General features: G+C 55.8%; 6 protein-coding genes. All 6 read right to left on the reverse strand.

What is annotated here, in order from left to right; genetic code table 11:
• Positions 1 to 35: 35 nt before the first annotated feature.
• From CCY01nite_RS02380 to CCY01nite_RS02405, 6 genes are read right to left on the reverse strand one after another with little or no spacing between them, the layout of a single operon-like run.
• On the reverse strand, positions 36 to 1901 hold the full coding sequence (locus tag CCY01nite_RS02380; protein ID WP_146857698.1) for a rhamnogalacturonan lyase: 1866 nt from the start codon (positions 1899 to 1901) through the stop codon (positions 36 to 38).
• Positions 1898 to 4144 (reverse strand): glycosyl hydrolase family 28 protein, encoded by a 2247-nt coding sequence (locus CCY01nite_RS26830; protein ID WP_246129830.1) that lies wholly within the window; start codon positions 4142 to 4144, stop codon positions 1898 to 1900. The genes CCY01nite_RS02380 and CCY01nite_RS26830 overlap by 4 nt, the downstream gene beginning before the upstream one ends.
• A complete protein-coding gene (locus CCY01nite_RS02390; RefSeq protein ID WP_222614295.1) occupies positions 4141 to 7551 on the reverse strand; it encodes a DUF4450 domain-containing protein in 3411 nt (1136 codons plus the stop codon). The genes CCY01nite_RS26830 and CCY01nite_RS02390 overlap by 4 nt, the downstream gene beginning before the upstream one ends.
• A gap of 28 nt (positions 7552 to 7579) precedes the next feature.
• Positions 7580 to 9664: a hypothetical protein gene (locus tag CCY01nite_RS02395; RefSeq protein WP_146857699.1), complete on the reverse strand. Its 2085-nt coding sequence runs from the start codon at positions 9662 to 9664 to the stop codon at positions 7580 to 7582.
• A complete protein-coding gene (locus CCY01nite_RS02400; protein ID WP_246129831.1) occupies positions 9661 to 12414 on the reverse strand; it encodes a glycoside hydrolase family 2 protein in 2754 nt (917 codons plus the stop codon). The genes CCY01nite_RS02395 and CCY01nite_RS02400 overlap by 4 nt, the downstream gene beginning before the upstream one ends.
• Positions 12415 to 12437: 23 nt before the next feature.
• Positions 12438 to 15254: a glycosyl hydrolase gene (locus tag CCY01nite_RS02405; RefSeq protein WP_186830861.1), complete on the reverse strand. Its 2817-nt coding sequence runs from the start codon at positions 15252 to 15254 to the stop codon at positions 12438 to 12440.
• Positions 15255 to 15311 lie beyond the last annotated feature (57 nt).

Consider the following 15311-nt stretch of genomic DNA (forward strand, 5'->3'; position numbering starts at 1 on the left):
GCAGATCAAAATGTTTAAAGCTCGGTTTCATATGTTCACTTTTTTATAATACGGATGTCGGGTTTCGGAGGTTCTTTCATGCCTTCTCCCATGTAAAAACCGGGATGCGGCGGCTGGTTGTACGCCACGTTCTGCCAAACGATGCTAAGCCGGTATTGCGGGTCCTGCATCAATGTATAGAATTTCCTTTCCGTGGGAATGGTAGTGGTGAATATCCGCAGCTCGCTGTTGTCAGCCGTGCGGTAGATCACCTCTTCGCGCCAGTCCCCCAATATGTCGGCGGAGAGCACCGGGTTGGACTTGGTGCCGTTGTTGTGCACGCAATCGTACTGCCGGGCATCCAGCAGGCGCTGTGTGCTGCTGTGCTCATAGTCCCATTTATCGATGCGGGTGCCGTTCAGTATTTCGCTCAGCACATCGCCGTCCCAGTAAATGCCCATGTTACAGGCGGGTGTGCGTTCGGATATCTTATTGCCTTTGGTATCGAACATGCCGGTGATGCCCGCTCCTGCCACCCAGCATTCGTAACCGGGATAACGGGGATCTACGTCCAGCGCCAGGCCGCGGCCGGGGCCTTCGCCGTCTTCTCCCGCCTTCACGGATGCTTTTTTCCAGATCACCGCGCCGGTACGGGCATCGCGGAAGCTGGCGCCGGCATCACCGAAGCGTTCCTGGATATCGAAGACCTCCAATCCCGGACGCTCCGGGTCCAGGTCGGAAACATGCAGCGCATCGCCGTGGCCCAGCCCGGTGGAATACAGCCCTTTGCCATTATCATCGATCGTCATCGCACCGTAGATGATCTCGTCTTTGCCATCCCCATCTACATCGGTTACGGTAAGATTATGATTCCCTTGCCCGCGGTAAGCGCGGTTGGCGCCGCCCGGCGCATCGCTGTCGAACGTCCAGGCGTGTGTGAGCTTGCCTTTGCGCCAGTTCCAGGCGCTGAGTACGGTGCGGGTATAATATCCGCGCGCCATCACCAGCGAGGGGCGCTTCCCGTCGAGGTACGCCACACAGGCCAGAAAACGGTCCATGCGGTTGCCGTTGCCGTCGCCCCATATTTCTTTCAGCTCGGCGGAAGTGGGCGTCAGGGAGGTGGGATGACGGGCGGGGATATAATCCGTGGTAGCCAGCGCTTTGCCGGTGCGGCCATCGAAGATGGTCAGGTATTCGGGGCCGGACAGGATATATCCTCTTTCATTGCGCCAGTCTCTGGAAGAATCACCGATCACGTTGCCCACGCCGTCAGTCGTGCCGTCGGCCGTTTTCATCGCTACTTCCGCGATGCCGTCGCCATCCAGGTCATACACCATGAACTGCGTGTAGTGGGCGCCTTCGCGGATGTTCTTACCAAGATTGATCGTCCACAACAGAGTGCCGTCCAGCTTGTATGCCTGAAAAACTGGCGGGTCTGTGAAGCCCGCCTGCGAATTATCTCTCCCTCTGCCCGTTTGGTGCAGCACGATCTCATATTCGCCGTCGCCATCCAGATCCGCCACAGAAGCATCATTGGGCGCATAGCCGGCAGGTGTCTGCAATGGTATGGAAAGAAAGGGTTGTGCGCCTTCCGGTTTCACATAGGCTTTGCCGTTAGCTTCCTCTTTTCCTTTCCATACCGCTTTTACTTCATAGCGGTAACTCCCGGCGGTGTCGGCATCCGCATCCTCCCACCATGTTACGTCCGTCAATGGTGTTTGATTGAGCTTTTCGCCGGAGCGGTAGATATTGAAGCCTGTGCCCTCCTTGTCCGTCACGAGCCAGCGCCAGCTAACGAAAACGCCGCCGCCGGGCTTCGCAATGGCTACTACGCCCCGGTCCAGGTACTCCATTTGTCTTTGCGCCATGGCCGTTCCGCTTAAAAGCAGGCAGCAAAGCCAGGCGGGGATCAGCTTGTTCATTTCTCCTGTTTAGCGGTGAAAGTGGAACGGATGAACTGCCATCCTTTGTCAAACTCGATTTCTCCTTTTGTATTTCCTTCGATGTGTACGTCCGTAAAGTGAAAATTTTCCAGCGGCGACTGCTCCATTCCGTGCGCGCTGATCACCCGTTTTACGCCGGTGGCCTTTATGTTGGAGATGTAGATGTTCCGGAAATGCGGGATGCCCTTTTCCGGCGGCTCCACTTTTTGCAGCATGGTTTTCCAGTGCGCGGGGATGGAAGCGGCGTCCATGCCTTCAGGCAGTTTGGAATAGCTGTAGGAAGGGTTCCAGTTCATGGTGAAGTGGAAAGCATTGCCCACGCTGTCCAGCGTAATGTTGCGGAAGTGAATGTCTTCCACAATGCCGCCGCGGGTAACAGCGGATTTAATGTGAAAGCCGTTGCCGGTGCCTTTCCCGATAAGGTTTTCCGCGAGCACATGGCGGATGCTGCCGGAGGTTTCACTGCCGAGGGTCAGCAGCCCGCCGCCTTTCCGGGCGATGCAGTTGCGGATCACCACGTATTCCGTGGGCTTGTTCACACGCAGGCCGTCCCAGTCGCGGCCGGCTTTCAGGCAAAAATCATCATCATTGCAGTCGATATCGCAGTTCTCGATCAGCACCCAGGTAGAGGAATCCACATCAATGCCGTCTGTGCTCGGGCCTTTACCGTCCTCGTTGTTGCGGATCACCAGGCCGTCCGCCGTGATGCGGGTAGAGTATAATAATTGCACCGTCCAGAAGCCGGCATTTTTGATGGTGATGCCTTTCAGGGTGATGTCTTCAGAACGTTGCACCAGCACTGTGCGTACCCGTTTGGCGTCGTAGTCCACGATCCAGCGGAGGCCGCGGGGCTCGTAGTCTTCCTTGCGCATTTTCCAGTATTTGTCCCAGCAGAACCTGCCTCTTGCATTGATCACGCCTTCGCCGGTCAGGGCGGCGTTCTTCACGTCCAGCATGTTGATCATGGCGGCGGGCCATCTCATTTCTATGCCGGCGATGCGGGTATCTATATCAGGATAATCCGCAAAGTTCTGCGAGCCGAGCAGGGTAACGCCCTTATCTATACGAAAATTAACATTGCTTTTAATGAATACCGATCCGGTCACATAGGTGCCGGGCTTCAACGTCACAATGCCGCCGCCTTTGGCCGCGCAGTCGTCGATCGCGCGCTGGATGAAGGTGGTGTTGATCGTGGTGGTATCGCTCACGGCGCCGTAATCGTTGGCGATGAATATTTTTCGGGAGGATGGAAAAGAAGTAGCGCCTACCTTGTCAGCCCATTCCAGGCGCGGGCCGGCGGGAGGTGCCAGCCTGTTGAACTCCGCCGCTGAAATGGTGAACACGGTGCCGTGGCGGATGCCCTCCGGCATTACCAGCCGGTCCGATACGTCCGTCCAGCTTTGCAGGTCTGTTGATTCGAGCGCGCCATAGGTGTGCTGCGTGTACTTGTCGAAATACATGATCCATTTGTTGCCGGCTTTCAGTACGGTGGGCCCTTCCGCCCAGTAATTCCCGGTAAGCGGCGCGGAGGGTTTCGTATACGGACCGGCGAGCTTTTGCGCGGTAGCCACACGGATGTTCTTCTGCGGCGGCGTGCGGGTTTCGTCTTTCAGGAACATGAGGTACTGCTTCCCATTGGGCTGAATGGTCGCGTCTATCACGTTGAAGTCGTGATCGTACAGCAATTTCGTTTTGCTGAAGGTGGAAAAATCTTTGGTGGTGACGTAATACATGCGGTGGTTGTATTTGTCGTCGCCGGCCGTATCGCCTTTTTTGAACCTGCCGGGGATGGTGGAGGCCCAGTAGATCATATATTCTTTTTTCACGGGGTCGTACGTTAGCTCGGGGGCCCAGCAGTTGCGGGCGGAGGGCTCGTGCGCCATCACGGGAATGTCCTGCTGGGGGCTCCAGTGCACAAGATCGGTGGACGAAGCGTAGCCGATGCTTTGCTCGTTCCAGCTTACAGTCCATACCATATGGAATTTGCCGTCCGCTCCGCGGATGATGCAGGGATCGCGCATCAGCTTGTCTTTCCCGGCGGTGGGCGTCAGAAAGGAACTGTCACCTTTCAACGCATTCCAGGAGTAACCATCATGGCTAAACGCCAGGTGCAGTCCATCCTGACCGTTCTGTTTAAAGTACGCGAACATATAAACGGAATCTGTCCGTTGTGCGATAGCTGCATTGCAGAGCAGCAGGAGTAATAGGATATTTCTCATCATTGTCTTAATAATGTTGCTGCCATCAGGCCGATGACAACATCGTTCGTATATGCCTGCACGGTCAGTGACCGCAATGTTTTATCCGCTTGCAGGGGCATGTGCAGCACAGTAGCCGCGCCGCCATCGATCCCCCGGGACGAAAATCCCTTGATGACAGCGTATTTATCCAGCCCTTTCGCAAACCTTCCTTCTTTCAGGTAGAGCCGTTCAGGATGAGGCGCGTCCGTGGTGAAGGCATGCCCGTCCGTAAAATAGTCCTGCTCGATGGGCCACCAGTTCTGCGGGTTTTTAAGCCGCATGGAATCGCGGGAGCCGTCTGTATAGGCAACGATCACGAAACCGTTGGTCATCCTGCTTTGCATGGGATTGGTAGTGCCAGCCATGAGCAGGCAAAGATAGGTTGCTTTCCCGCTTAGCGCTATGGTGGCTAATTCTGGGTAATTGTCCCATTGCGATGTAAAGAGGATGTTCTTTTGCAGGGTGTCTGAAGGCGTGCTGAAAGGGATGCCTGACGCCGTTCTGATCTCGTTGCGCGCGCCCGCTGCCGTGCGCAGGCCGCTGTCGTCAATGGATGCCATCGTCAGCGGGTAACACCAGTTGCCGATGCCCTGTACCGGCAGCTGTAATGTGGGCATAACGGGGCGTGGGGACAAATAGGCTTGTTTAAATATGTTCGTTACTTTATCGTTGAAAACGACCGGTACTTTTTCAAATGTTGTGGCCGGAGTGATGACTGGTGGAGGAATGGAAGTGGTGTCTTTCTTTGCCTTGTGAACAATGGGCTGCCACCAGGTGAAGATGCCTTGCTTTACTTTGCGGAAGGAAACGTTGCTGCCGGAAACTACAGACGCCTCCGTGTTGCGCCGGCTTTCTCCGGCAGCCGGTGCGGCAGCGCCCGCCGGCCGGCCGGTGGTTGTGGAAGACAGCTCCTGCCTCACGCCGGAAACTTGTTCGCTTGTTTTGACAGGCCTTCCTTTCCATTGCAAAACAATCTCGTATTTCGCTTCCGCCGGCAGTGCCAGCTCAATCAGCGGCGCTCCCACACCGGCGCGCACCGCATATCGTACGGGCTTGCCGTTCACGCTAGCACTCGCCACATCATCTTTTCGCGCGGCCAGTAAGAGTTTTAGTTGGAGTTTTTTACGGAAGGACGGGCTGATCAGATACCTGTCTGTATCGCCTTTCCTGTTAAACGCAAACGTCATGTCCGGTATTTCCAGGCGGGCATGCTCCCAGTCCGCGGGGAATCCGGGGCGGATCATCAGCGTATCATGCAATGCATCCGGTTGTATGCCGAAGAGGCCTTCCACCAGCGAGCGGGCGGCCATGCCGATGGGGTCCGCAAAATCACGGTAGAGCTCGCCGCGTACCGCATCGTAGTAAGAGAGTTGTTGAAAGCCACCGGGACTGGCGCTGAGGTACATGCTTTCCAGCAGGGCGCTCCGCCAGAGCCGGAATGCTTCGTTGCTCCGGTTGCCCTGCCAGTATGCGAGGGCGGTGTGCAGGTTTTCCGCCAGCGCAACATTGTTGATGGACCAGGTGTAGGGCTGCCAGTCGGAAGTGCTGAGCAGGTACAGGTCTTTTTCGGAGAACCCTTTTGCCTGCACCGGGATCCGCGGAATGTGGTCTTCAATGTATTGCAGCGAGCGGTAAGCCTGGAAATCGTCAGGCACGCGGGAATCGATCGCGTGATAGATCGTCCACAGACCAGGCGCGGGGTGCACGAGCTGACGGCCCGCTTTGTCCTTGTACTCCGCATACCAGCCTTGCTCCGGCAGCCACAGATATTTTTGAATGGATGAAAGTATGTGTTGCGCTTCCTTTTCATAGCGCGCCCCGTCTTCCCCGATCAGCTTTGCCAGTGACGCCGCTGTTTTGTTAGCGAAGTAATTGTATGCCGATGTATGTGTTACGCCGCCCCCGCTGTATTGCAGCGCGTCGCTGGCCCAGATGGCGGCGTAGGCATCATACAGTCCGTCGTTGTCGCTGTCGAAATTCCTTTTCTCCCAGGCGAGGTGCCGTTTGATCACGGGCCACATTTCGCGCACATAGGCCGTGTCCCCCGTCCAGTTGAAGTGGCGCAGCAGCTGATCGATGAACACGAGGTTCATATCGTAGTGATGGGCGCGGATGTCGCCATTGGGGTTGCGGCAGATATATCCGTCACTGAAAAGAAAGGTGCCGATCTTTTCCTGGTGGCGGGCGAGGTGCAGGGCGGTGTCCATCACCACACCGGTTTCCGGTGGCGTAGTTACCTGCGACAGCGCGTAGCTTGAAAAATGTTTACGTGCGCGGTCGTGCCAGCCCAGCGGGTCCGCAACATATGCACCGCGCCATGCGTTCAGGCGCATGCGCCAGGCTACGGCGCCATGCAGGAAAGTGGGATCTTCCCAGATGGCGTCTGCGGCAAGGCTGAGCGCGCCGCCGAGGGTGTTGAGGTATGGATCGGGGGTTTGTAGTTTGATCCTGTTCGCCAGTTGGTGGCGGGTTTTGTCGGCATTGTTGAAGATATGCGGGAGGTCTTTTGAGGTGATCACCTGTTTGCCGGATAGCAATGAATACCGCTTCTCTGCAGTATCCGCCGGTTTGTTCAGATGCAATGCATATCCGCCTTCTGTGGTATTCGCCGGCTTATTCTGACGTAAAGCATATCCGCCTTCGGCCACATCCGCGGGTTTGTTCAGTAACAGAAAATACCGTTCTTCCGCGATGATCACCGCTTTACCGGTGACAACCGGCGCTTCCGCGGTAGTAGCGCCGTAGGCATCAACAGGGCTCTCCATCTTTGAAGCATCCCCTATTTTTACGTTCGGGAACATGCCGGATAGTTGTTTTCCACCACCATAGGTCAATTGAAATGTATTTCCCTTTATCGTATAGGCATTACCTTTACAGTTTGCCGCATGCAGGTAAAAAGATGATTCGGGATCAGCCCCGATATCTCCATTGCGGGAAAACTTCTTTCCGCTGACACCACCGTACACCCACATCAATTCAACCCGGCTATCAACATCTTTCCCGGCTATTTTCACGATCATTCCTTCCGCGTCATATAACGCCAGCACTTCGATCTGCATCACACCTTTCCCAAGCAAAGGATCTTTTATCGCATACAGCATTTTCCCCGGCCGGTACACTGCCCGGATGTGTTCCGCATCGATCAGCCATTTGCTTTCCTTTCCGGACATCAATCCGAAATGCAGGTTGCCGCCCATGCCGGGCAGGTACATCGCAAATTCGGGGAGGTCGCCGGCTTCCACACGAAAGGCGGTATTTCCGCCATACAAGGCGCGGTTAAACCGCTGCTGGCCGTTCTCACAAACAAAGTCCGTTCCCTGCGGGCGGTAATGCACGCTGCGGGCGGGTTTCTGGGCGACTGCCCCTCCTGCCCAGCAGATCAGTCCCAACCATATTGTCCACTGTTTTATCATCGTATTAAAACATCTTCTTTAATCCTTCCCATTTCACTTTCCAGCTTCTATCAGCAGGGAAGCCGATGTTGATCTGCGGGCCGGCATCCACACCCGCGCACATCATGGCCACGGCACTCAGCAGGCCGCCGTTGCCGGGGAGGTAGATCGTCAGCCTGCCGTCCTGGTAATTGTGGCCGTTCACGAGGTAAGTATTGGTGCGTACGGGCATTAGCAGCGCATCCAGCGCTTTATCCGGCAAATGCAGCCGCGCGGCGGTCATGGCCACCAGTGGGAAATCCCATCCCCAGGTGTGGTCCCATTTCCATTTGTCCCATACCAGTTGCAGCGTGTTCTTCATGATCGCGGTATCCAGCCCGTTGGCGGCCGGGAGCGTGCTGTATGCGCCCAGTACCGCCGGATGGTCGGCGAGGTAACGTTCATTCGTGTAACAATCCGGCGTGCTTTCCGTAGCGAGGTACACGCCCTGCTGCTGCGGCAATGGCGCCAGCTTTGCCAGTACTTCGTCCCATTTCTTATGGCGGGGCAGCTGCGCCCTTTTTCTCCACTCCTGCGCAACGTTCAGGGCCCAGTGCCAGTAGGCCAGCTCGTAAGTGGGATTGAACGTTGTAATGGGATCGAAGCATTCCTGCGCGGGGATCAGGCCCCTGCCGAGGTTGTACCGTTGCTTTGCCGGGTCGTACGTGGGGTAGGACGCCATGAAATCCGCCGTGGCGAACACCAGGTCCTTATACTTGTCCAGCACGGCTTTGCCGGGATGATGCCGGTACAACAGCTCTGCCATGTAAATGAAATGCGGTTGCTGCCAGATGAGGAAGGCGCCGACGGAAGAGGGGGCTTCATCACCGTTGTTGTCCGTCATCTTCTGCCAGCGGATGCCGTCAAAATGCTGACGTTCTGCCAGGCGTTTTGCTTTGTCCGCCACGGTAAAATACCAGTTAAGGCTTTTTTCCATCAGTTCCGGCCGGCCCCAGAGCGCAAAATGCACCGCATGCCACCAGTGCATTTCGAGATGAGGCTTCCCGAACCAGCTGTTGTACGTCAAACCGGTTTCCTGCGGCGGGAAATCTCCCGCGCACTGGATGCGGGTGAGATATTGTGAAAGGATGATCCTTCTTTCCAGTTCATGCGCCCGTGGATCTGTGCTACCTGTGAAATCCACCGCGCCTCCGCTTTGCCAGAATTGCTTCCATGCCTTGGCGCTCTCCTGCCGGGTTTCCTCAAACGCGGGAGCAACGCTGCGTTCTAATGCAAAGTTGGCCGTCAGCTCAAAATCCTTTGCCCTGGCGGGCGTGATGAGGTAATAATGGGGCGCTGCCTCGCGGGTATCCGCGATGGCGGACCAGCGGAGATCGATACGGTAACGGGTGGTATCCAGCGAACAGGCGATATATCCTTCCTTCGAAAATGTTGTTGATTGCTGCTGGCCGCTGTTCCAGTGATTGCCCACATCTTTCCAGCCACCGTTCGGATAAGGGATGCGCACCCTCACCCGCAAACGCCCCTGCTCCAGCAACGGCGAGCTGATCCGGAAAGCAACCGCATCCTGTGCAGGATGACCAACCGTGATCACCTTCACCGGCACATCCTCCACCGTAAATTCACTGTTGATCTCACCCGTCCACATGTCCAGCCGCTGATGGATATTCCGTATGTCCGTTACCGTTGTTAACGTACCGTCCTTTTTCACGATCTCCATCCCGATATTCCCAAGCTGCAACCGGTGCGGGTTTGCACGGAAGTAATCCACCGCCTTGTGCTTCACCTGCACGGAGTAAGGTATCTTCCTGCCGTCCAGCTCATATTCGCGGAGCGATTCCTCAAACCGCAGTCCTTCCTTATTCGAAAAGCTATGCCAGCCCCATGCGGACTGCGTACCAAGCGGAACACCCGCTGCGTAAGCATCCGGGAAGCTCTGCATGCCTGTTGCGTCTACCGTGAATGCGAAATTGCCATTGCCCACAGAAAGGGATGAGAGGGAATCCATCTGCCTCACTTCTACTGTATGCCGCCGCACGAGCGCTTCGCGGTCGATGCGGTCCTGTGCCGCAAGCGGATTAAAAAGTAATATCAGCCACCATGTTCTCATAACAGATCATTTATTGCCGGTCGGTTATATTGTTCTTTCTTCCCGTCGACCGGTTTCGGCAATCCGAAATAGAACCAGAGCACACGTTTCTTGCTGCCGCTGATCCGGTTCGGTTCGCTGGAAGGTCCGAGGGAACGGGTATTGTTGTTGATATTGAAAGCGAGCTTTGTGCCGATGGGCGGGATCGCATCGAGGAACGATAAGGTTCCTGCGGGCAATGCGGGATTGGGATGCACATCATTCAATCCGTAAAAATCGAAAAGGCGTACATACAAACCCGTATCCGGCGAAGCAATACAGAACCTGCCCTGCACGGTATTCATTTCCATCCAGGCGATGTCCGCAAAATATCCCTTGAACTCCGGGAACGTCCAGGGCGCGCGGCCCGGGGACGCATTGTTATATGCGTTCATCCAGACGTTATCCGTCACACCCTGCAACCTGTTCTTCCATACGCGCGAAGGGCCTTTGCCGAGCCATTTCGCATCGAGTACAAAATGTTCGGGGTAAGTAAAAGTGATGCCGGCAAAAGGATAGGTACCATTCAATGCATATTCGTATTCCAGCCGCAACCAGCCGCTGCCGTTCATCTCCCATCGCACATACTTCATATCGCCGTCGTACGTGAACTCCGCCTGGCGGGGGGATACCTTCACATCTCTGACCGTGGCGTTCCCGCTGACCAGCAGCGGACCATCGCCAAATGACGGCTGGTCACCCGCTGCATGCTTCAATCCCGCGATCATACCCGTCTTCCGGTTCAGCATCACCGTCACCTGTCCGCCGGACAGCGTGACGATGGAATCGGATTCCTGCACGGAAACCGGATCATCATTCAGGGTGAGCACGCCGTTCAGCAATTCTGTATTGGATTTTATTCTGTGTACCCAGCGGTAAATTTCTTTTTGAAAAGGGTCATACGCGGCGAGCACCATCGCATCATACTGTTGCCAGTCCGCCGGGAGATTTAAATCCACCACGCCTTTCGCCAAAGGCGCAATATTAACCGGGGCGGCGCTGCCTTTCTTTTTTACTTCATATCCCGCCACCGCATCACCGGGCTTGTGAAAATTGACCAGTCCCCACTGGAATTTGCATTGCTTCAAATTTGTAAAGTGGAAACGGTTCTCCACCTGCACAGTTCCGTTAAAAGCGGCGGGGAAGCTGACCTTCACGGGGGAGAATATTTCCCGGATCGCATAGAAGCTGCCTTCCTTTTCGCGGTGCGGGCCTAATACGCCGTCTGGACCGTTGATCCCGTTCACATCAATGATGTTGTTGAGATCGGTGCGAACAAGACCTTCGTCTATCAGCGCCCAGAGGAAACCGCCGGCCCCTCTTTCCGCATGCCAGTGCAGTTCCCAGAAATCATGCAGGGCAGCGCCTCCGCCGCCATCGTCCTGGCTGTGCAGAAACTCCGTGACCATGTAAATATTCGTGTCCGCCAGTATCTTCTGCGTGCTGTAATAATCTTCATAGTGATTGCAGTCAATCCCGTTAAACTGGTTGCCGGGGCGGTGATGCGCGTGGATGACCGGCCGGTTGCTCAGGTCGTACTGCCCGAAATCATCGTCCAGCTCCTTGTTATGACCGCCTTCGTTCCCGTTGCTCCAGAAAATGATGGAAGGATGATTGGCATCGCGTGTCACCATTTCCTTTACCAGCGGCGCTCCTGCTTTGGTGCTGTACGCCTTTTGCCATCCGGCCAGCTCGTCCAGCACATACAGCCCGAGGCTGTCGCACAATTCGAGGAAACGTTTGTCCGGCGGATAGTGGGCGCAGCGGACGGCGTTCATGTTCATTTCCTTCATGAGCAGCACGTCTTTGAGCTGTATCTCGTCCGTGAGCGTACGGCCGGTTTCCGGCCAGAAGCAATGGCGGTTCACGCCTTTCATTTTGATCTTCGTGCCGTTGACGTAAATGCCGTCATGCCGGCGGATTTCAATGGTGCGGAAACCGAACCTTTCTGTTACCTGGTGGCCATGGTTCAGGATGACGGTCACCTTGTAAAGGTTCGGCGTTTCCGCGGTCCATTGTAAAGCGTTTTTCACATCCGCGCTGATCCACGCTACGGAATCCTTTACAGCGGCAGTGGCCTGCGCCACCTGTTTGCCGCTGGCGTCGCTGATGATGGCGGACACATGGCCGCCGCCGTTGTTCGTATATACTTTCATCCGGAAGCTGCCGTCCGCTTTTGCATCAATCTCCGTGCGGACGATATGCCGTTGCGGCAACACTTCCAGGTACACAGGGCGGTAGATACCGCCGAAAACCCAGTAATCGGCCAGCCGCTCCGCGTTGTTCACAGAATTGTCGGCGGACATTTTGCTGACCGTTGCTTCTAGCAGGTTCTCGGCGCCATATTTCAGTTTATCAGTAATGTCATATTTAAAACGGTAAAAAGCCCCCTGATGCACAGCCCCCACGGACTTCCCATTGATCTTCACTTCCGTGTCGGTCATCGATCCCTCAAACACAATATTCACCGTCTTCCCCTTCCAGTCCGCGGGCACCCGGAAGCGGTGCCGGTACAATCCCTGCTCGTCCGCAAAGCGGAAGTTCTTTCCGTAGGTCTTGTAGTCACGCCCGTAATTGTAAGTGCCAAAGCCCTGCTGCTCCCAGCAGGAAGGCACCCTGATCTTCGTCCAGTACCCGCTGTTGCGGCCGCCGGTGCAAAAGAAATCCCAGTCACTGCCGGAAAGGTAGTGCACCTTGGTGTTTTGCCCTTGCGCCAGGGATACCATCATCATCATTCCAATTAAAAACCGTGCTGTCATTCTCCTGCGTTGTGTTTTGTGGGAACGGGCTTCGCCACGCTTTTTGAAAGCCCGGGCTGTTGTGCCACCGCTACCGGCGTCAGTGTAACCGGCCCCGTTAGTCCGGATGCTTTCGGCGACCAGTTGGCCGCGGTGAACAATCCGTCCGCACCGCGGTTCTCCGGCAGGCGGGCCGGCATATTGATGTTGTAAAATTTCTTCCAGGGCAGGCCGCGTTTGTCCATATCGGCGATGCGGTTGGCCATACTGTTGGTCACCAGCACCTGCAAAGTATTGTTGTCCTTCAGCGCTGTTGACGGGATGGTCAGCCTGTACACCGGCCCGATCAGCGTTGCCAGTTTCTCGCCGTTGAGGATGACTTCCGCGCTTTCATGCACGCTGCCAAGGTCCAGCTCATATGCTGCTGCGGCGGCATCCGGTTTCTTAAAAGTGGTCGTATACCGCGCCGTACCTGAAAACTGTGCGGCGCCATCAACCGCCCATTCCGTCCACGACGAAAGTTGTTTGACCTTTGTGGCGGCGGGCAGCGAGGGGCCGCCTTCGAGGAATTGCACGTCCCATTCATTGTCAAGCGCGATGGGCGCGCCGGTGGGCGTGGTGTACGGGAAATATTCGCCTTGCAGCGGCGTTGAAGATGTTTGCAGGATGCAGCTTTCGCCGGGAGCGAGGTCCACATACACCGCTCCTGCTTTTGTATAGGCCAGTCCCGCTCTTCCCAGCATCGGGTCGAAAATAGCGGCAGAGCGGCCGGGAGAGGACAGCCGGATATAATCCCGCAGGCGCTCGTTGCCGGTATTAGAGAGGAAATAATAATGTCCATTTTCATAAGCCCTGCGCACGAACATCAGCTGTGAAAAATTCTCCTTCCGCACTTTGCCGGCGCGCATCAATTCGGACAAATGATTGTTGAGATGCACCGTTTTGCAGGCGGCCAGCTCTTCCATTGTTTTCCTGAAAGCGGCGCGGCGTTCTTCCAGCTGGTAGAAACCGGGCACATCCTGCGGCATGTTTTCGAACATCAGTACGCGCACGCCTGCTTTGGCGAGATCGCGGAGCTTTTGCAGGGTTTCGAGCGGGATGGATTTCACATCGGCCAGTAAAACAGCCTGGTAACGGTTACCGCCCGCCGTGCGTATTTTCCCGTTCTCAGCGGAAGACTTTTGCAGCTGCAGATCGGAGATCAGGTCGAATGCATATCCTTCCTGTAACAGCTCTTCGCCGGCCTGCTTGAAGTAGGTGCCGTCGAAGCCTTCCATGCCGTCGAAATGATGCAGCATAGCGCGGCCGGGCTGATTGTTCCGGTCGTGGAAAGGAAAATAGAGCAGGATGTCATTATCGCTTTTTCCCTGCTGCAGGAAACTCTGGCAACGGGCCACATAGGCATTCAGTGCGCCAAAGTCCTTCCAGAAAGGGTTTGCGGGCGTGAAGTGCACCGCGGCATAAAACAGCCAGCCGGGCCAGGGCTCATTTTGCGGAGAATAGTTGGTGCCGTGATAAAAAATATGATTGACGCCACCGGCAAAATATTTGTCCAGCGCCAGTTTTACGTCCGACAAAGAAGACTGGAAATGTTCGTTCAGCCAGGTAGCCGCTTCCGCGGAAGCCAGCGGTTTGCCGGACACATTGGCCGTGGACGTGGCGAACTTGAAGCGCAGGATGTCCGTGCCCTCCGTTTCCGGAATATCGATCGCATCATACAGATCGAGGATGTTGGCCGGTGATCCATGGCTTTGATTGCGGATCAGCTTTCCTTTCGCCTCCGCCCAGGCATGCCAGGGGCGGGTGAATTTTTCCAGCAGCAGTTCCGAGATGGTCATGCGGTAATCATAAAGTATGCGGGTGTCTTTTGCAAATAATGCCGGCAGCTGCTCCCGCAGGTCATATCCGCGCTTTTGACGGAATGCGGTAAAAAAGCCGGGCGTCCAGTTCGCTTCGCCGCGCGCATCGTCCACTTCATATGAATCGTTAAAAAAACAGCGCAGGCCGGAGAGGTCGTGTCCTGCAAAAGCCTGATCGAAATGACCGAGATAATGTTGTATAGCGGGCAATGAAAAGTGATCGATAGCAAGACCTTCACCGCCGGGCGCGGCGCGTTCCACCATTTTTCCATGCCATCCCTGGAACAGGGCGTACAGGATGCTCGTGCCGTTTTTGGGGGACCAGTTGAGGTTTCCTTGCGCATCTACTTTCGCGGTAATATCGGTGTAGCCGCCTTTTTCGTCGTAAGCAATGAGCGCGGCCAGCGGGAGGTGCTTTTCATACCGCACCTGGTCCAGCGCCAGCCCCTGCAGATCTTTGTTCGCGGTCAGGGGTTCCAGCAGCCCCTTTGCGGGTTTGCCGTTAGCTGTGCGTACAACCGGTTCCTGCATGTATACCACCGGTTCCGCGAGACGGGCGCCGGCGGCCAGCGTATATTTTGAAAACGCGATGTATTTGCTGGCATCGGCGTCGTTCACCCAGGGCCCGCCGAAAGGCCAGCCCGTGCCGGTAGCCATGTCTATCCCCAATTCCAGGCGCTTCCCTTCCCGCAGCGTATGCTGCAGCATGTCCATCCATTTGGGCGTGAGGAAGGGAATGAACTGCTGCTCATATCCCTGCACACCATAAATGGGCGTGATCTCCAACCCGCCGAGCCCGGCCTGCCGGTATTTTTCCATTGCAGTGGTGAGGCCCGCTTTGTCTACGGCGCTGCCTTCCCACCACCAGCGGGTCCAGGGTTTTGCCGTTTGCGTGATTTCCGGCCATTTGATCTGCGCCGAGGCAGTATGCATCGTCAGCAGCAGTACTAAAACAAGATGGTTTCGTTTCAACATGATACAATTTAATAAACGTCACGATGACAGTTAAGCTAAATTTTAACTGTCATCGTG

This window comes from Chitinophaga cymbidii (assembly GCF_007992715.1).
Lineage (GTDB): Bacteria > Bacteroidota > Bacteroidia > Chitinophagales > Chitinophagaceae > Chitinophaga > Chitinophaga cymbidii.

Bases quoted from the DNA above. Each gene is read 5' to 3' on its own strand.
- CCY01nite_RS02400 (WP_246129831.1), bottom strand. From the start codon at position 12,414: ATGATGATGGTATCCCTGGCGCAAGGGCAAAACACCAAGGTGCACTAC.
- CCY01nite_RS02405 (WP_186830861.1), bottom strand. From the start codon at position 15,254: ATGTTGAAACGAAACCATCTTGTTTTAGTACTGCTGCTGACGATGCAT.
- CCY01nite_RS26830 (WP_246129830.1), bottom strand. From the start codon at position 4,144: ATGATGAGAAATATCCTATTACTCCTGCTGCTCTGCAATGCAGCTATC.
- CCY01nite_RS02395 (WP_146857699.1), bottom strand. From the start codon at position 9,664: ATGAGAACATGGTGGCTGATATTACTTTTTAATCCGCTTGCGGCACAG.
- CCY01nite_RS02380 (WP_146857698.1), bottom strand. From the start codon at position 1,901: ATGAACAAGCTGATCCCCGCCTGGCTTTGCTGCCTGCTTTTAAGCGGA.